Annotated in this window: 17 protein-coding genes and 1 pseudogene; 6 read left to right on the top strand and 12 right to left on the bottom strand. The window is 56.4% G+C overall.

Annotated elements, in window-relative coordinates:
- The first annotated feature begins 41 nt into the window (after window positions 1–41).
- The gene (gene ettA, locus R3F64_RS16680) at window positions 42–1,703 is read left to right on the top strand and encodes an energy-dependent translational throttle protein EttA (RefSeq protein ID WP_199284911.1); all 1,662 of its coding nucleotides are present in this window, start codon (window positions 42–44) and stop codon (window positions 1,701–1,703) included.
- A gap of 197 nt (window positions 1,704–1,900) precedes the next feature.
- On the opposite strand, the gene coq7 is transcribed toward ettA, so the two are convergent.
- From coq7 to phaR, 6 genes are all read right to left on the bottom strand, one after another.
- The gene (coq7, locus tag R3F64_RS16685) at window positions 1,901–2,539 is read right to left on the bottom strand and encodes a 2-polyprenyl-3-methyl-6-methoxy-1,4-benzoquinone monooxygenase (RefSeq protein ID WP_199284910.1); all 639 of its coding nucleotides are present in this window, start codon (window positions 2,537–2,539) and stop codon (window positions 1,901–1,903) included.
- Between the two features lie 39 nt (window positions 2,540–2,578).
- The gene (locus R3F64_RS16690; RefSeq protein ID WP_085919791.1) at window positions 2,579–2,920 is read right to left on the bottom strand and encodes a histidine triad nucleotide-binding protein; all 342 of its coding nucleotides are present in this window, start codon (window positions 2,918–2,920) and stop codon (window positions 2,579–2,581) included.
- Between the two features lie 56 nt (window positions 2,921–2,976).
- A complete protein-coding gene (locus R3F64_RS16695; protein WP_085919792.1) occupies window positions 2,977–3,849 on the bottom strand; it encodes a phosphoribulokinase in 873 nt (290 codons plus the stop codon).
- A gap of 3 nt (window positions 3,850–3,852) precedes the next feature.
- Window positions 3,853–4,293 carry an acyl-CoA thioesterase gene (locus tag R3F64_RS16700; protein ID WP_199284909.1) on the bottom strand — a complete coding sequence of 147 codons (441 nt, stop codon included), beginning with the start codon at window positions 4,291–4,293 and terminating at the stop codon, window positions 3,853–3,855.
- Between the two features lie 78 nt (window positions 4,294–4,371).
- Window positions 4,372–5,658 carry a phosphoribosylamine--glycine ligase gene (gene purD / locus R3F64_RS16705; RefSeq protein ID WP_199284908.1) on the bottom strand — a complete coding sequence of 429 codons (1,287 nt, stop codon included), beginning with the start codon at window positions 5,656–5,658 and terminating at the stop codon, window positions 4,372–4,374.
- A 72-nt stretch (window positions 5,659–5,730) separates the two neighbouring features.
- Complete coding sequence (gene phaR / locus R3F64_RS16710; RefSeq protein WP_085919795.1) at window positions 5,731–6,255, bottom strand: polyhydroxyalkanoate synthesis repressor PhaR; 525 nt, start codon at window positions 6,253–6,255, stop codon at window positions 5,731–5,733.
- Window positions 6,256–6,424: 169 nt separating this feature from the next.
- Here phaR and R3F64_RS16715 point away from each other — a divergent pair, with 169 nt between their 5' ends.
- Window positions 6,425–7,138, top strand: coding sequence for a 16S rRNA (uracil(1498)-N(3))-methyltransferase (locus R3F64_RS16715; protein WP_199284907.1), 714 nt, complete (start codon window positions 6,425–6,427; stop codon window positions 7,136–7,138).
- 3 nt (window positions 7,139–7,141) lie between these two features.
- Here R3F64_RS16715 and rloA3 read toward each other — a convergent pair whose 3' ends face one another.
- The 6 genes and pseudogenes from rloA3 to R3F64_RS16740 all read right to left on the bottom strand — a co-directional run.
- Entirely contained in the window at window positions 7,142–7,708 is a 567-nt protein-coding gene (gene rloA3, locus R3F64_RS16720; RefSeq protein WP_085919797.1) for a retropepsin-like aspartic peptidase RloA3, read from the bottom strand.
- 36 nt (window positions 7,709–7,744) lie between these two features.
- On the bottom strand, window positions 7,745–9,016 hold the full coding sequence (locus R3F64_RS16725) for a lytic murein transglycosylase (RefSeq protein ID WP_233337376.1): 1,272 nt from the start codon (window positions 9,014–9,016) through the stop codon (window positions 7,745–7,747).
- Between the two features lie 69 nt (window positions 9,017–9,085).
- Window positions 9,086–9,517 carry a DUF3429 domain-containing protein gene (locus R3F64_RS16730; protein WP_199284906.1) on the bottom strand — a complete coding sequence of 144 codons (432 nt, stop codon included), beginning with the start codon at window positions 9,515–9,517 and terminating at the stop codon, window positions 9,086–9,088.
- Between the two features lie 30 nt (window positions 9,518–9,547).
- Window positions 9,548–10,966 (bottom strand): DASH family cryptochrome, encoded by a 1,419-nt coding sequence (locus R3F64_RS16735; protein WP_199284905.1) that lies wholly within the window; start codon window positions 10,964–10,966, stop codon window positions 9,548–9,550.
- 2 nt (window positions 10,967–10,968) lie between these two features.
- The gene (locus R3F64_RS19455) at window positions 10,969–11,127 is read right to left on the bottom strand and encodes a DUF2256 domain-containing protein (RefSeq protein ID WP_085919801.1); all 159 of its coding nucleotides are present in this window, start codon (window positions 11,125–11,127) and stop codon (window positions 10,969–10,971) included.
- 180 nt (window positions 11,128–11,307) lie between these two features.
- Window positions 11,308–11,520 (bottom strand): annotated as a pseudogene (locus tag R3F64_RS16740) (ferrochelatase); the annotation flags it as partial.
- Window positions 11,521–11,677: 157 nt separating this feature from the next.
- Between R3F64_RS16740 and R3F64_RS16745 the strand changes: the two are divergent.
- From R3F64_RS16745 to R3F64_RS16760, 4 genes are all read left to right on the top strand, one after another.
- A complete protein-coding gene (locus R3F64_RS16745; protein ID WP_199284904.1) occupies window positions 11,678–12,610 on the top strand; it encodes a 4-hydroxyproline epimerase in 933 nt (310 codons plus the stop codon).
- A gap of 144 nt (window positions 12,611–12,754) precedes the next feature.
- Entirely contained in the window at window positions 12,755–13,702 is a 948-nt protein-coding gene (locus R3F64_RS16750; RefSeq protein WP_085919804.1) for a dihydrodipicolinate synthase family protein, read from the top strand.
- A gap of 43 nt (window positions 13,703–13,745) precedes the next feature.
- The gene (locus tag R3F64_RS16755) at window positions 13,746–15,323 is read left to right on the top strand and encodes an aldehyde dehydrogenase (NADP(+)) (protein ID WP_199284903.1); all 1,578 of its coding nucleotides are present in this window, start codon (window positions 13,746–13,748) and stop codon (window positions 15,321–15,323) included.
- Between the two features lie 205 nt (window positions 15,324–15,528).
- Window positions 15,529–16,200, top strand: a complete 672-nt coding sequence (locus R3F64_RS16760) for a GntR family transcriptional regulator (protein WP_085919806.1) — start codon at window positions 15,529–15,531, stop codon at window positions 16,198–16,200.
- Window positions 16,201–16,362: the final 162 nt, after the last annotated feature.

Raw genomic sequence — 16,362 nt, forward strand, 5'->3', positions numbered from 1 at the left:
CGGTGACGCTGGCATTTTTTTCATCAACTATACGGATTTCCATGGCGCAATACGTTTTCACCATGAACCGGGTTGGCAAGATCGTGCCGCCCAAAAAGCAAATTCTTAAAGATATTTCGCTGTCGTTTTTCCCGGGCGCCAAGATTGGCGTACTGGGCTTGAATGGCGCGGGTAAATCCACACTGCTGCGCATCATGGCCGGTGTCGATAATGAGTTTGAAGGTGAAGCCCGTCCGATGCCGGGAATCAACGTCGGTTATCTGCCTCAGGAGCCGGAACTCGACGACAGCAAGAATGTCCGCGAGACCGTCGAAGAAGCCCTGGGCGCTATCAAGGAAGCCCAGGAAAAACTCGATGGCGTTTACGCTGCCTACGCTGAGCCTGACGCCGACTTTGATGCCCTGGCGAGCGAGCAGGCACGCCTGGAAAACATTATCGAAGCGGCCGACGCCCATAACATCGAGCGCAAGCTAGACGTCGCCGCTGAAGCACTGCGCCTCCCCCCCTGGGAAGCTCAGGTCGGCAACCTGTCCGGCGGTGAGCGCCGCCGTGTGGCACTGTGTCGTCTGCTGCTCTCAAGCCCCGACATGCTGCTGCTCGACGAACCGACCAACCACCTGGATGCCGAATCAGTCGCCTGGCTGGAACGTTTTCTGCACGACTACAACGGCACCGTGGTTGCCATTACCCACGACCGCTACTTCCTGGACAACGTGGCGGGCTGGATTCTTGAGCTGGACCGCGGCCAGGGTATTCCGTTCGAGGGCAACTACTCGCAGTGGCTTGAGCAGAAAGAACAGCGCCTGGGTCAGGAAGCCAAGCAGGAGGCTTCTCGCCAGAAAGCCATCAAGCAGGAGCTTGAGTGGGTACGCTCAAACTCGAAGGGCCGCCAGGCGAAAAGCAAGGCACGCCTTAACCGCTTCGAGGAAATGCAGTCCGGTGATTTCCAGAAGCGTAATGAAACCAATGAGATCTATATTCCACCCGGCCCGCGCCTGGGGGATAAGGTCATCGAGTTTCATGATGTGGCAAAACGCTTCGACGACAAGCTGCTTTATCAGGATCTTTCGTTCTCGGTTCCCCCCGGTGCCATCGTCGGCATTGTGGGCGGTAACGGCGCCGGTAAGTCGACCCTATTCAAGCTGATTACCGGCCAGGAACAGCCCGATGCCGGCGAGGTGGTGCTTGGCGAGACCGTGGATATCGCTTATGTCGAGCAGCTCCGCGATGCTCTGGACGACAAGCAGACCGTCTGGCAGGCCGTCTCCGATGGCCAGGATATCCTCAACATCAATGGTTACGAGGTCGCTTCACGGGCGTACGTGGGTCGCTTCAACTTCAAGGGCAACGACCAGCAGAAACGTCTGGATGAGTTATCCGGTGGTGAGCGGGGTCGTTTGCAGCTCGCGCAAACGCTCAAGCAGGGTGCCAACGTGCTGCTGCTCGACGAACCCTCCAACGATCTGGATATCGAGACGCTGCGTGCGCTGGAAGAGGCCCTGCTGGCCTTCCCGGGCTGTGCCATGGTGATCTCCCACGACCGTTGGTTCCTCGACCGGATTGCGACGCATATTCTGGCGTTTGAGGGCGATTCGGAAGTGGTCTTCTTTGACGGTAACTACACCGACTACGAAGAAGATCACAAGAAGCGTGTGGGCAACGACACGCCCAAGCGGATGAAGTACAAGCGCATCGATGCTTAATAGCCTGGTCCGAACAACCCTTGGCGGGGGCGCTGTAAACCCCTCCATGGGCGCTACATTCGCCATCCATGGCGAATAACCCCCGCTACGGGTTGATTCGGACCTTGCGCAAGATAAGTTGAGTCTTTTTTAGTAAATTGAGCCCCGCCTTGGCGGGGCTTTTTTATGCGTGGCTGTTTATGGATATCTGCCAGCGGTTAGCCGTGATACGTCGTTTTACTGACCGCCTTGAAGGCGCCGCGCATCAGCCACTGCACCGGCGCAGGCAGGTTGACACCGCCCGCTTCTAGCGCCAGTTGGGCATGGTGGTTTTTCTCCACGGCCACTTTGCGAAGCAGGGTACGTGACGTCTGATCAGCCTCCGGCAGGCGTGACGGCTGATCACTGAACCGCCTAGCGGCTTGCGTTTCGCTGGCGGCCAGCAGCCCCAGGCCAAGGCGCTCACTCAGTACACCCGTGGTCGCACCAATACTGAGCGAGGCTATATAGAAACACGGGGCAAGCAGGCTTGTACGGCTATCCAGTTGCCGCAGCCGCTGGCTAAACAGGGCCAGATGGCCAAGATCATTGGTCGCTGATTGCTGCATTTGCGCACTGGCATCCGGCCGTTGCGTAAACAACCGCTGTCCCTGGTAAAGCCCTTGCAGGCATACCTCCCCACTGTGATTGACGCGCATCATGCCTGCCACGTGGTGTGCCTCGAAGGCTGTCAGGGTTTTATCGCCAGATGATACCGGCACAAGTGATTTTGTGCGCGCCGTGGGCGGCGCCAGCGTGCGCAGCGCACGATCAAACTGATAGATCCATTGGTCAGAAAGGGGGCATCGACGCCTCATGGCTCGCTCCTTGGCCGTGGGTCGTAAAAGTACAGCAACTTACCCGGCGGGCCAGGTAAACTGACGCCCGCCGAGCAGGTGCATGTGGATATGATAGACCGTTTGGCCACCCATTTCGTTACAGTTCATGACGACGCGGTAGCCATCGTCGGCAAAGCCCTGCTCCTGGGCGAGCTTCGCCGCGGTATATTGCAACCGACCGACAGTCGCCAGGTCATCGGCATGAATATCATTGAGCGTGGCAATGTGCTTCTTGGGAATAATCAACTGGTGCGTGGGTGCCTGGGGATTGATGTCGTTGAACGCCAGCACGTGCTCGTCTTCATAGACAATATCCGCAGGGATTTCACGGTTGATGATCTTGCAAAACAGACAGTCCATAAAAGCTCCTCAATGAGCGTAAGCTGGCGACGCAGGCAGAATGACTACCTGCGAGCCTAACGAAAACGCCGCTGTGACAACAAGTGGCGCACCAACGGTGCCAGGATAAGCTCCATGGCTAGCGACATTCTGGCGCCGGGCACCACCAGGGTGTGGGGCCGGGTCATGAAGGAATCCTTGATCATCGCCAGCAGCCAGGGAAAGTCCACCGTGGAAGGGTCGCGGAAACGGATGACCACAAAGGATTCCGCATCCGTCGGTATATCCTGCACCTCAAAGGGGTTTGAGGTATCCACCGTGGGCACGCGCTGGAAATTGATATGGGTGCGCGAAAGCTGGGGCTGGATATAGCGCACGTAGTCATCCATACGGCCCAGAATGGTGTCGATAACCGCTTCCTGGGAATAGCCACGCATCTTGGTGTCACGATCGATTTTCTGGATCCATTCCAGGTTCATCGTGGGGGCCACGCCCACCAGCAGGTCAACGTGGCGTGCGATATCGTATTCTTCCGTGACCAGGCCGCCGTGCAGACCTTCGTAAAACAGCAGATCGGTTCCGCAGGGTAGCGACTGCCACTCTGTGAAGGTGCCTACCTTGTGGCCCGCCTCGATCTTTTGTTTATCCTCGGCGTGGATATAGTGCCTGAAGGTCCCAGTGCCATGCTCGCCGTATTCGATAAACATGCCTTCGAGGCGATCCAGCAGGTTGGCTTCGACGGCAAAATGCGAAAGCTCATTCTTGCGCTCGGGCTCTTCGCGGAACATGCGATGCAGTTCATCGCGGGTGTAGCGATGGAAGGCGTCACCGTCCACCATGGCAGCGTGCACGTCTTCACGCAGGAACATGCGCTCAAAGCTACGCCGCACGGTGGTGGTGCCAGCACCGGACGAGCCGGTGATGGCAATAATGGGGTATTCACGGGACATCGATCAGGTGCCTCTTGCTTGCGCTAATGCTTGCACAACCGCGTCAGGGATCGTCACCGGGCGACCCGACGCCATGTCAATCAGCAGTTGATTGATACGCGCAGTCGCCACTGTCTTGCCACTCTCGGCGTGGGCGATACGCTGATAGACCGTTAATGCCTTGCCCTCGGGGGATGGTACAGCGGTTTCAACCACCAGGGCGTCCGGCCAGCGCGCTTCGCTTTGGTATTGCACCGCCAGATCGGCAACCACACTGGGGTAGCCTTGCATGTCCCATTCTGGCAGATCGAGGGTGGCAAACGCCTGGATGCGCGCCTCATGGAGCAGCGATACAAGCGCATCGTGACCAAGGTGACGACCGTAGTTCATATCCGTGACACGGACGCTGAGTGAATGGCGATGAATGATCGCTGCGTCGGGAAAATCGAGCTGAACCCGTTCCATCCAGTTATCCTTGTTGTGATCGGCAAGCGAGGCAGAATGCCCCTGCGACTATAAAAGCGTCAACCTTCGGGCGAAGCGTCAACTTTCCCGGGCTATCGCACGATGCGCGATATCACGGCGGCAGATGACACCTTCCCAATGAATCTCGTCCACGCCTTGATACGCCTTCTGTTGCGCCTGGGAGACGCTATCCCCAAGGGCGGTAACGCACAGTACGCGGCCACCTGCCGTCAGAACATCCCCCTGGTCGTTGTGTTGAGTCCCCGCATGAAACACCTTGCAGCCATGGCGCTCGGCATTGGCAATACCGTGAATCACATCGCCCTTGCGATAGCTGCCCGGGTAACCGCCGGCGGCCAGTACGACCCCCACCGCCGCACGTGCGTCCCACTCGCAGCGCTGACCGGCCAGCTTGCCTTGTGCACCGGCAAGGCACAGTGCGGCAAAGTCCGAGGTCAAGCGCAGCATGATGGGCTGGGTTTCCGGGTCGCCAAAGCGGCAATTGTATTCGATCACCTTGGGGTTACCCTGGGCGTCGATCATCAGGCCGGCGTAGAGAAAGCCGTTGTAGGCATGACCTTCGGCGGCCATTCCCTTGACGGTCGGCAGAATCACCTGCTGCATGATGCGTTCATCGACATCCGGGGTGACCACGGGCGCCGGTGAGTAGGCACCCATGCCGCCGGTATTGGGTCCGCTATCACCGTCGCAGGCGCGTTTGTGGTCCTGGCTGGTCGCCATGGGCACCACGTTTTCTCCATCGACCATGACGATGAAGCTGGCTTCTTCACCGTCCAGAAACTCTTCGATCACTACCCGCGCACCCGCATCGCCAAAGGCATTGGCTTCCAGCATGTCACGAATCGCGGCTTCGGCTTCCGCATGGGTCATGGCGACGATAACGCCTTTACCAGCTGCCAGGCCGTCGGCCTTGATGACGATGGGCGCGCCCACTTCGGTCAGGTATTCAAGCGCTGGCTCAACGGCCGTGAAGGTTTGATAGTCGGCCGTGGGAATCGCATGACGCGCCAGGAAGTCTTTGGTGAACGACTTCGAGCCTTCCAACTGGGCGGCTGCCTGGGTGGGGCCAAAGATGGTCAGATCCGCCGCCTGAAAGCGATCCACCACGCCTTCGACTAGCGGTGCTTCCGGCCCCACCACCGTCAACGCCACGTCTTCCTGGCGTGCAAACGCCACCAGTGCGGAAATATCGCTTGCTTCGATGGCGACGTTGGTCAGTTTTTCCTCACCGGCGGTGCCTGCATTACCCGGCGCAACAAACACCTGCGAGACGCGCGGCGACTGGGCCAGTTTCCATGCCAACGCGTGTTCGCGACCACCGCCGCCTATCATCAAAACCTTCATGGATATCCTTCTTTGCGGAAGAGCAGATTAATAGCGGTATTATGCCACAGCTTGCCCGCGCGTCGCTGGCGCTTACGATGACTTGTCGTCGTTGCTCTTTTTATCATGAGCTTTATCGTCATGCGCGTTGTCGTTCCGGCCCATATCGTCGCTGTCATTTTTGCCGGTGGGCGGCGCCTGGTTCATGGTCTTCTGCCAGAAGCGCATGTTTTCCTCGGCCAGCTCACGCATGAATTCCATGGGCGTATGGCGAATGGCCTGCTGCCACTGGCTTTGCATGCGTTTTTGCTGCTCCATCATGATCTGGGTGCCCTGCTCCAGGTAACGCGCCAGCGGTAGCGGTGAGGACATGTCATAGACACGGATCAACTGCGCCAGCAGGTCGTTGGAGAACACCTCGGCATCACTGTCGGCACTTTCCTGTTCGATGATAATCGACAGCAGGATCGTCCGCGTAAGGTCTTCACCGCTTTTGGCATCCTCGACCCGAAACGGCTCTTCCTCGAGAATCAGACGGCGCAGATCCTCCAGCGTCACGTAACGGCTTTGTTGGGTATCATACAATCTGCGATTGGCATATTTACGAATGACGCGCACGGCGATTCTCCTTAAACGCGATAGGGCTTTGCTTCCCGTTGCTGTTATTGTGCCTGCACTTGGCGGCCATGCAAGCCATGTAGCGATATTCAATAGGCGTAGCGTCGGCCAGGATGTCACAGATGGGCCTTTCTCTACCTTTCCAAGCACTCAACAATCGACCACTGCCATGAACCTGATTTTACTCGAACCTCACGATGTGGCCCAGAACGGCGAAGCCCTGCTGCGCGACCAACGCCGTTTGACACACCTGCGCGAGGTACACCGCGCCCAGCCAGGGGATACGCTCACCGTTGGCTGCTCGAACGGGCTGATCGGCAAGGCCGAGTTGACCGCGATGGGGCCCGATCAGGCGACATTGCGCTGGGAGCACCTTGACGAGGCGCCACCGCCCGCCCTGCCCGTGCACCTGGTGCTGGCGTTACCGCGTCCGCGCATGCTGGCACGCACCCTGGAGCACGTGACAGCGCTTGGCGTAAAGCGCTTGACGCTGCTGCACACCAAACGGGTCGAAAAAAGCTATTGGCAATCCCCCGAACTGCGCCCCGAGAAGATACACCAGCATCTGGTACTCGGCCTTGAGCAGGCGCGCGATACCGTGATGCCCAGCGTGACGCTGGTCAAAGGCTTTCGGGCTTTTCTCAGTGACCACTTGCCCACGCTGCTCAGCGAAGGACATGGCCTGGTCGCCCACCCCGGCATGGCGCTCCCCTGCCCAAGGGGCATCAACAGGGAAACGGTGCTGTTTATCGGCCCCGAAGGCGGCTTTATCGACTGGGAAGTGGAGCAACTGGTGAACGCGGGCTGCGAAGGCATGCATCTTGGCCCGCGTATTCTGCGAGTGGAGACCGCCGTGACGGCTTTGTTGTCACGGCTTTTTTAGGGGTCAGGTTTCGTCGCTGGCGTCATCTTCGTCGGGATCATGGGCCACTACCTCTGCATCATCGCCGCAGTCGGGCTCTTGCATGAAGGTTTCACGCACATCGAGCAAACCGAGGTGGCTGATGGTGCGCCGCCCCAGTAATAGCGGGTAATTCATGTCTTCCCGGTTACGCAGGCTGAACTGCTCTTCGTAGACGGTGTCGCCCATGCACACGTTGAGCAGTACCACGGGGCGCTCGTCTACGCCACCAGCACCGCGGACTCTCAACTCGCGATAGAGTGGGCGCTCTAACTCGTCGCTAAATACCTCACCACTTTCCTGGTCTTCAAGCTTGAGACGAAAACGCACCCAGTCTTCATCGTCCTTTTCAAACATCTCGATATCACGAGCGTCCAGCGACGAGGTCAATGCACCACTGTCGAGTTTAGCTTTGACTTCGGTTCCCCAGGGCTGCAGCGTTGCCTTTTCCACCCAGCCAAATACCTTGTCGTCATCGGCCACTGCCTGACTGCTAGCCAGTGCCGTGACAATGGCGAAACTACTCAACAATGTCGTTACTGCCTTGGGCATCATCATTTCCTGTCCTGATATCCTTTGGAAGAAGAGCTACTCAACCCGCTGGCGCAGCCGCTCGAGCAATGATTGTGTCGCAAAGCCATCGGGGGTCAATCCCTCAGCCCGCTGAAAGGCACGCAGGCCCTGGCGGGTGTTGGGTCCCATAATGCCATCGGCGCCGCCAACGTCGTAACCGGCCTGGTTGAGATAGCGCTGAAGCGCTTGGACATCATCCCTTGTCAAAGGTGCCTCTTCACGCGGCCAGCCTTGCTGAATGCCATCACGCCCGGCAATGGCATCACTCAGCGTTGCCACCGCCAGCGCGTAGCTGGTGGCATTGTTGTAACGCAGAATGGCGCGGAAATTGGGCCCTACTAAAAATGCCGGCCCGTCGGCCCCGGCAGGCACAATGACGTCGGCACTATCAAAACGCGGGAGTTCGCCGCTCACGGCTTCCACACCCTGCTCTGCCCAGGCCTGACTGTCACGACGGCCGGTCTGGGCGTAGTCGTAGTCAGCCGGCAGATTGACCTCAACGCCCCAGGGCTGGCCAGGCTGCCAGCCCGCGCGGTCCAGGTAGTTGGCCGTTGACGCCATGACGTCAGGAATACTCTTCCAGATGTCGCGGCGGTTATCGCCGTCACCGTCGACGGCATAGGCTTCAAAACTGGTGGGGATGAACTGAGTATGTCCCATAGCACCCGCCCAGGAGCCACGCATTTGCTCAGCGGCGATATCGCCTTGCTGGATTATCCGTAAGGCAGCCAGTAATTCCTCGCGGGCGAATTGCTGGCGACGGCCATCAAAGGCCAGCGTCGCCAATGCTTCGAGGGTGGAGAAATCACCGAAGTTGCTACCGTAATTACTTTCGATACCCCAGATGGCGACAATAATTTCGGCGGGAACACCGTAGCGTTGTTCCATTTGCTCTGCCGTACGCCGATGTTCTGCAAGCCGATCCTGCCCGTTGTTGATGCGGGTGCTGGAAACCGCCGTATCAAGGTATTCCCAGATGGGGCGCACGAATTCGGGTTGGTAGCGATCCAGCTCTATGATCCGTTCGCGGTAGCGGACCTGATCGAAAGCCTCACGTAGCGTCGCTTCGCTGATGCCCTGATCCTTGGCGTAGCGACGGAAGGCGTCGCGCCATTGGCTAAAGCTCTCGTGCTGTATGTCTTCCGCAACCTGGGCATCCACCTCGGTCATCAGTTGCTGGTTCGCAAGTACCGGAGGGCTCAAAAGCAATACGGCCGTCATCCCGAACGTGGCGCTGACCGAGGCAATTGTCAGCTTTTTATACAACGTCATTTTATACAACATCATGGCTTCCTTAAGGCAGTCCTTGGCAGCCTCCGATGATGGCGCAGAACGCTTTAGGTTACTAGAGCCTGATCACCACAGGCGAGTCAACAAGACGACGTGGGCAAGTACGACGATCACGGTTAATAGCGTGCGCAGCTGCCAGTACCAGCTTGGCCAACCAAAGCGCCCATTGCGGCTGAGATCATACCCCCAAACAAACATAAAGCCGACACCCAGCACGACCAGCCCCCACAGTGGACTGAACAGTAACGCAGGCCAGGCAATCAGGCTCGGCGCCATGGCGATCAGCAGCCGATGGTTATGACCCGGTTGCGGGTTTTGCAGCGCCGCTCCCCAGTGCGTGCCACCCAGAAACGACAGGATCACCGCGCTGTAATACAAGAACGCTCGAACTGCGGTTTCTTGCCAGGCGACTGGCCCCCACCCTGCCAACCAGAGCGTCAAAAGGAACGGCAACAAGCCTGCCAGCCCCAACAACCAGGCGGTACGGCGATCTTCCATGGATACTCTCATCAGTTACTCGTCCAACCATTACTCGTCCGTTGCTTCCAGTTGACCTTCATCGATCAACCAGCGTTGCCAGGCCTCGGGGGCCACGCGAGGGGCCGGGAAACGCTCAGCGGCGGCTCGCCATGGCTGATGCCGAGCCAGACCATTGGGCAAATTTTCCAGTTCAGGCAACCAGTGCGCCACATAAAACCCTTTAGGGTCATAGTGGCCTGCCTGCTTCAATACGTTGAAGTAGCGGTCCTGACGCGGATCACGACCCACCCCGGCAATATAGCGCCAGTTCCCCCAATTGCTTGCCACATCGTAGTCCAGCAGGCAGTGCTCAAACCAGGCGGCACCCAGTCGCCAATCCACGCCCAGATCCTTGACCAGGAAGCTGGCCACGTTCTGGCGAACACGATTGGAAATCCACCCCGTGCTCCTCAGTTCCAGCATCGCGGCATCGATAAACGGCACCCCTGTCGTGGCATTGCGCCAGGCATCGAAGTCTGCGTTGGTGGCAGGCAACTGCGCCTGACCGAATAGCGACTCGCCTTCCAGTTGCGCCGCGCGTAAAAAATATTCTCGCCACAGCAGCTCGAAACCAATCCAGTAGCTGGATTCATTACTCCCGTGCAGTGACTCCCAGGCTTTGACCTCATCCTGCACCTGGCGCGGCGATATGCAACCATGGGCCAGCCAGGGTGAAAAACGCGTAGAAAAATTAGCCCCCAAAAGTCCGTTGCGGGTTTTCTTATAGGTCGCCGGACCATGTTGCTGCCAGATATACTGGTGCAGGCGTGCGCGGCCAGCCGCCTCTCCTCCCACAAAATCGAGCCCTTGGCGTTCATCCGGTTGCCAACCCGCACTGACGGCACAGACTTTGTTCAGCGGCGGAAAGCCACGTGGCGCGTCGGGCCAGGCAGGCAAGGTAACCGGTGCCGCCAGGCTGGGGGGAATGACACAGTGCTTCTCGACCTGGCGCCGAAAGGCGGAGAAACTCTCAGGCAGTTGAGATAGATCGAACGGCAGGGCCTGTTCGTCGATCAACCGACCCGACTCATGACGCTCAACCACGATTGTCGGCGAAAGCCGATCGCTGACCGCCTGGATGTGCTGCTGCTCTTCTACGCCAACGTGCTCGGCAACTCTGACTTTACGCGCCTGGAGCTGTTCAGCCAGCGTTACAACCTCCTCGACAGGATCGCCGATTCGCACCAGAAGATCGCTGCCCCGCTGCAAGAGCTCGCCGCGTAGCTCCATCAGGCACTGCCATAGAAAGCGTAGCCTCGCCGGACCAATTCGCAACACATCGGCGTCATCAAACAAGGGCGTCAGCCACGCTTCATCAAGCACATAAAGGCAGACGAGATGATCCGGCAGATCGTCCAGGCGCATCAGTGGGTTATCTGTCACTCTGAGGTCGTCGTGCAGCCAGACGATATCGATCGTGCTGTTCATGCTCAGTTCTCCTCAGCGCGTTTTGCTATCCGGGCTTCGCGCTGACAGCGTTTGCTGCAATAGCGGACCTCATCCCAGCATCGCGCCCATTTCTTTCTCCAAGTAAATGGGCGCTGGCAGTGAACGCAGACTTTTTCCGGTAAATGGTGTTGATGTGTCATCTCGATTTTCGCCTGGTAGAAGGCGTACTCTAAACGTAAACATCATATCTTATACAGTACAACTATTGTACATATATTTTCCACCTCTATACGGCATCCGTTGGTGACTACAGACATAAAAAAGCCACCCGAAGGTGGCCTATGACAAAAAGAAACAAATAGCAGAGATCACGTGTTCGCTTACAACCACCCCGACAATTCATTGTTGACCACTGCCACTAGCGCATCGATGTGGTCATCCCGGTCGTTCAGGCAGGGAATATAACTGAAGGTCTCTCCCCCCGCTTCCATGAAGCTGTCGTGAATCTCTTCCTTGATCTCCTCAAGCGTCTCGACGCAATCCGACGAAAACGCAGGCGACAGAATGGCGATGTGCTTGTGTCCCTGTTTGGCACGTTTCTCTCCCAGCTTTTAAGCCCACTGACATCAAATCATTGCCATCTTGGCTTCACAAACGTGTTTTAAAATTGTATAAAATATAAAAAAGACAATCGACGAATATCCTGTCACTGAAAACCTGGCTATCGCAAAACGACAAACAAGGTGCTCCATGAAGAAAATCCGTGTCATCGACTCCCATACGGCAGGTGAACCTACCCGACTCGTCATGGAAGGCTTTCCACTTCTGGCAGGCAAAACCATCGCGGAAAAATGCGATGACCTTAGGCAGCATCACGATCAATGGCGGCGCGTCAGCATGCTGGAACCCCGAGGGCATGATGTGTTGGTAGGCGCTCTATATTGTGAACCGGTATCACCTGGCGCCACCTGCGGGGTAATCTTTTTCAACAATACCGGCTACTTAGGCATGTGCGGTCACGGCACCATTGGCCTGGTGGCGTCGTTGTACCACTTGGGGGTTATCACCCCAGGTGAGCATTACATTGACACCACAGTGGGGCCTGTGAGCGCAACGCTTCATGAAGATGGCGCCGTAACCGTACGCAACGTGCCTGCCTACCGGTACCGTCGTGAAGTCTCCGTCGATGTACCGGGCTATGGAGTCGTCCACGGAGATATCGCATGGGGAGGCAACTGGTTTTTCCTTATCAGTGACCATGGGCAGTCGTTACGGCTCGACAATGTAGAAGCATTAACCGCTTTCACCTGGGCAGTACGTCAAGGCCTTGAAGCAGCATGCATTACCGGCGCGAATCAAGGCTTGATCGACCATATCGAACTATTTGCGGATGACCCAGAGGCGGATAGCCGCAATTTTGTTCTCTGCCCGGGCAAAGCTTATGACCGCTCGCCTTGCGGCACCGGTACAAGCGCAAAGCTCGCCTGTCTAGCCGCAGACAGCAAGCTGCCACCCCATACCACCTGGCGGCAAGCAAGCATTTGCGGAAGCCAGTTCGAAGCTTATTACGAGTGGGAAGGAGAGCAAATTCGCCCTTATATCAAAGGGCACGCTTACCTCAGTGCAGACGCCACCTTGCTTATTGATGAACAGGATCCCTTCGCATGGGGGATTACCTCATGAGACGCCCTTAACCTGACCAAACGACTCGGGGCGTCGTCACCACCGCTTTAAACACCCAGCGCCAACACGCCAAGCTCAAACAAGGCGCTGACTCAGTAGCATGCAACAACTATCAATCACCTATCCGAAAAGGAAAACACGACAATGAACGACCAAATTTTCACCGGATGCATACCCGCGCTGATGACTCCCTGCAACGCCGACCGGCAACCTGATTTTGACGCCCTGGTCGCCAAAGGGCGCGCGTTAATCGAAACCGGCATGAGTGGTGTTGTGTATTGCGGTTCGATGGGCGACTGGCCTCTGTTAAGTGAAGCACAACGCCAAGAAGGCGTCGAACGCCTTGTTAAAGCTGGTATTCCCACTATCGTCGGGACAGGTGCAGTCAATAGCAAAGAAGCCATCTCCCATGCTGACCATGCCGCCAAAGTAGGCGCCCAAGGACTAATGGTAATTCCACGGGTACTGTCACGCGGTACGTCGGTCGCCGCACAAAAAGCCCACTTCTCGGCAATACTGCAAGCTGCACCGGACCTGCCTGCGGTTATTTACAACAGCCCCTATTACGGTTTTGCCACCCGCGCTGACCTATTCTTCGAGCTACGTGACCAGCACCCCAACTTAATCGGCTTTAAAGAGTTCGGCGGTGCCGATGACCTACGCTACGCGGCTGAAAACATCACCTCTCAGGACGATAAAGTAACGCTTATGGTGGGTGTCGATACCACTGTTTTTCATGGCTTCGTAAATTGCGGCGCAACAGGTGCTATCACAGGCATTGGCAACGCCCTTCCGCGCGAAGTCCTGCATCTTGTATCACTGAGTAAAAAAGCCGCCCAAGGTGACGTTGAGGCTCGCCGTCAAGCCAAAGAGCTTGAGGATGCGCTAAGCGTACTTTCCTCTTTTGATGAAGGGGCAGACCTCGTCCTGTACTACAAACACCTGATGGTACTTAACGGTGATACTGAATACGCATTGCACTTTAATGAAACCGACCAGCTAAGCGATGCCCAGCGTCACTATGTAGAAGCTCAGTATGATTTATTCCGTCGCTGGTACTCACAGTGGTGCGAATCCCTGAACAATAAATAAAACGATGCTGAATACGCTCTCGACACCCACTAAGGAGACGACCATGACCCTTGAAGGCAAGATGTTAATCGGCCAACAAGCCATTCGTGGCCAGCGTGATGCAATTTTCGCCACCAACCCAGCCACGAACCACCGTCTTGAACCGGGCTACCCCGGCGGGACGCAAGAAGACGTTGATAGCGCGTGCCAACTCGCCTGGGATGCCTTCGATATCTACCGTAAAACTCGCTTGACCGATCGGGCCAATTTTCTTGAAACCATCGCCGATAATATCGAATCACTTGGCGAAGAGCTGATTGATCGTGCCGTAGAAGAAACAGGGTTACCCCACGCCCGAATTCAAGGCGAGCGCGGGCGCACCTGCCAGCAACTGCGTCTGTTTGCCAAAACCGTCCGCGCCGGTGAGTGGCTTGATGTACGTATTGATAACGCGATTCCCGAACGACGCCCTTTACCTCGCGCCGACCTTCGTCAACACCATATTGCCCTTGGCCCCGTGGTCGTTTTTGGAGCTAGCAACTTTCCACTGGCTTTCTCTGTAGCGGGGGGAGACACCGCCTCGGCGCTTGCGGCCGGGTGCCCAGTGATTGTGAAAGCCCATTCTGCTCACCCTGGCACCAGTGAACTGGTTGGGCGGGCGATACAATCAGCCATTGCTCAAAACGGCCTACCTGAGGGGGTCTTTTCACTTATCTTTGGCTCCGGTCGCGAAGTTGGCCATGCCCTGGTCACCCATCCGAATATTAAAGCCGCTGGTTTCACAGGATCGCAGAGCGGAGGACTAGCGTTATGGCGAGCGGCCAAGTCGCGCGCCGAACCCATTCCGTTCTATGCAGAAATGAGCTCAATCAACCCGGTTTTTCTACTGCCGGAGGCACTTAAATCGAGGGGAGCTACACTAGGTGAAGCATTTATCGGCTCCATGAACATGGGTGCGGGTCAATTTTGCACCAACCCAGGATTAGTGATCACGGTCCAGGGTCCAGAACTAGATACGTTCATCAGCGCCGCGAAGCGCGCGCTGGAAGGCAGCGAAGCACAGACAATGCTCACGCCAGGTATTCATGAAGCCTATGATGCTAGCTTAAAATCGCTTTCCACTAGTAAAGCCAAGGAAGTGGCGCGTGGGCAGAACGAGCAAGGCCCCAACCAGTGTCGGCCAGGCCTGTTTATGACCTCCGCAACTGACTTTTTAGCCGATGAAACACTACAAGCCGAAGTGTTTGGCGCAACATCACTTATTGTGGTCTGCCAAAACGAAACCGAACGTCGCCATGTGGCCGAACACCTCGAGGGCCAATTAACAGCAACTCTGCACATGGAAGACGATGATACTGAAGCCGCGCGTGCCCTGTTACCGGTACTCGAACGAAAAGCCGGACGAATACTGGTCAACGGATGGCCGACCGGCGTAGAGGTATGTGATGCAATGGTTCATGGGGGCCCCTTCCCAGCCACATCAGATGCACGTACCACCTCAGTGGGTACCGCAGCCATTTTCAGATTCCTTCGCCCCATCTGTTATCAAGACTTACCTGCCGAATTGTTGCCCGAGGAGCTCGCCGACGATAATCCCCTTGCGCTCGACCGTCTGGTCGATGGGCAGCGCCCCATAAAATAAACAATGATTAAGCCGCTCTTCTCAGCTACCCGGAGAGCGGCTGCTATCGACGTCGCTTCCACCACTAGCGACTCACCATATCCAGCTATGCCTTAAGTACGTCATATCTAATTAGTGATATTTCAAGCAAGCCACTCTGCAGACATAGACACTCGGCGCATTTTGTATAAAATGTGCAAACATTGTTTTGGTAAATGTTGGGGCTATGGCTACGTATAAAACACGCGCACAATTTGTCGCCGACGATTTGCGCAGTCGCATTTTGGGCGGCGAATTCAAGGGCGGCACGCAGTTACGTCAGGACGCACTGGCCAGAGACTACGACGTTAGTCGTATCCCCGTGCGCGAAGCCTTGTTAACCCTTGAATCGGAAGGTTTGGTCGAATTTTATGCCCATCGTGGGGCCTTCACTACTGAGCTCTCCGTTGCCAAAATACAAGAGCTGTTTGAGCTTCGTATCCTGCTTGAGACCTATGTTTTTAGGCATTCTATACCCAAGCTGACAGAAGACGACCTCCAAAAAGCCGACAATATACTGCGCAAATACGATGAAGCATTAAATACAGGCGGGGAAATCAATAATTGGAGCGAGTACAACTACGCTTTTCACCTCACCTTATATGCGCCATCCGAGCTTCCCGAAACACTGGCGTTAATTAACCAACTAAACACCAAATCTGATCGCTATATCCGTATGCAACTCCTCTATACCCAAGAAATAGAGAAAGCTGAAGAGGAGCACCATGCCTTATTAGCGTTGGCACGCAAGGGCAGTATCGATGAAGCCTGCGAACTATTAAAGAATCATATTCGGGAAGCCTGCGAGGCGATTGTCAGCCTGCTAAAAGAACGCACGCTCAATACAGAAGGTACCTAGCTAAAGCCTCATGCATTTCGCTCCTACCACGAAATCACTGCAACTCACCTCATAGAAATCGCCGCTTGCTGCTTACCTCTGAGCCATGCGGGTGGCGTTATCAGCTTCGTTAATTTGCCCTAACAGCGTTTCCCCCACTGGCAGGATGATACCTTTCCATCC

Source organism: Halomonas sp. 5021, assembly GCF_036663435.1.
Classification (GTDB): Bacteria; Pseudomonadota; Gammaproteobacteria; order Pseudomonadales; family Halomonadaceae; genus Vreelandella; species Vreelandella janggokensis.

What these genes read in the sequence shown, in the direction of transcription:
- R3F64_RS16715 (WP_199284907.1), top strand. Translation starts at nt 6,425, where the DNA reads ATGAACCTGATTTTACTCGAACCTCACGATGTGGCCCAGAACGGCGAA.
- R3F64_RS16755 (WP_199284903.1), top strand. Translation starts at nt 13,746, where the DNA reads ATGACCCTTGAAGGCAAGATGTTAATCGGCCAACAAGCCATTCGTGGC.
- purD (WP_199284908.1), bottom strand. Translation starts at nt 5,658, where the DNA reads ATGAAGGTTTTGATGATAGGCGGCGGTGGTCGCGAACACGCGTTGGCA.
- R3F64_RS16735 (WP_199284905.1), bottom strand. Translation starts at nt 10,966, where the DNA reads ATGAACAGCACGATCGATATCGTCTGGCTGCACGACGACCTCAGAGTG.
- R3F64_RS16745 (WP_199284904.1), top strand. Translation starts at nt 11,678, where the DNA reads ATGAAGAAAATCCGTGTCATCGACTCCCATACGGCAGGTGAACCTACC.
- R3F64_RS16760 (WP_085919806.1), top strand. Translation starts at nt 15,529, where the DNA reads ATGGCTACGTATAAAACACGCGCACAATTTGTCGCCGACGATTTGCGC.
- R3F64_RS16700 (WP_199284909.1), bottom strand. Translation starts at nt 4,293, where the DNA reads ATGGAACGGGTTCAGCTCGATTTTCCCGACGCAGCGATCATTCATCGC.
- rloA3 (WP_085919797.1), bottom strand. Translation starts at nt 7,708, where the DNA reads ATGCCCAAGGCAGTAACGACATTGTTGAGTAGTTTCGCCATTGTCACG.
- R3F64_RS16750 (WP_085919804.1), top strand. Translation starts at nt 12,755, where the DNA reads ATGAACGACCAAATTTTCACCGGATGCATACCCGCGCTGATGACTCCC.
- R3F64_RS16725 (WP_233337376.1), bottom strand. Translation starts at nt 9,016, where the DNA reads ATGATGTTGTATAAAATGACGTTGTATAAAAAGCTGACAATTGCCTCG.
- ettA (WP_199284911.1), top strand. Translation starts at nt 42, where the DNA reads ATGGCGCAATACGTTTTCACCATGAACCGGGTTGGCAAGATCGTGCCG.
- R3F64_RS16695 (WP_085919792.1), bottom strand. Translation starts at nt 3,849, where the DNA reads ATGTCCCGTGAATACCCCATTATTGCCATCACCGGCTCGTCCGGTGCT.
- R3F64_RS16730 (WP_199284906.1), bottom strand. Translation starts at nt 9,517, where the DNA reads ATGGAAGATCGCCGTACCGCCTGGTTGTTGGGGCTGGCAGGCTTGTTG.
- R3F64_RS19455 (WP_085919801.1), bottom strand. Translation starts at nt 11,127, where the DNA reads ATGACACATCAACACCATTTACCGGAAAAAGTCTGCGTTCACTGCCAG.
- coq7 (WP_199284910.1), bottom strand. Translation starts at nt 2,539, where the DNA reads ATGAGGCGTCGATGCCCCCTTTCTGACCAATGGATCTATCAGTTTGAT.
- R3F64_RS16690 (WP_085919791.1), bottom strand. Translation starts at nt 2,920, where the DNA reads ATGGACTGTCTGTTTTGCAAGATCATCAACCGTGAAATCCCTGCGGAT.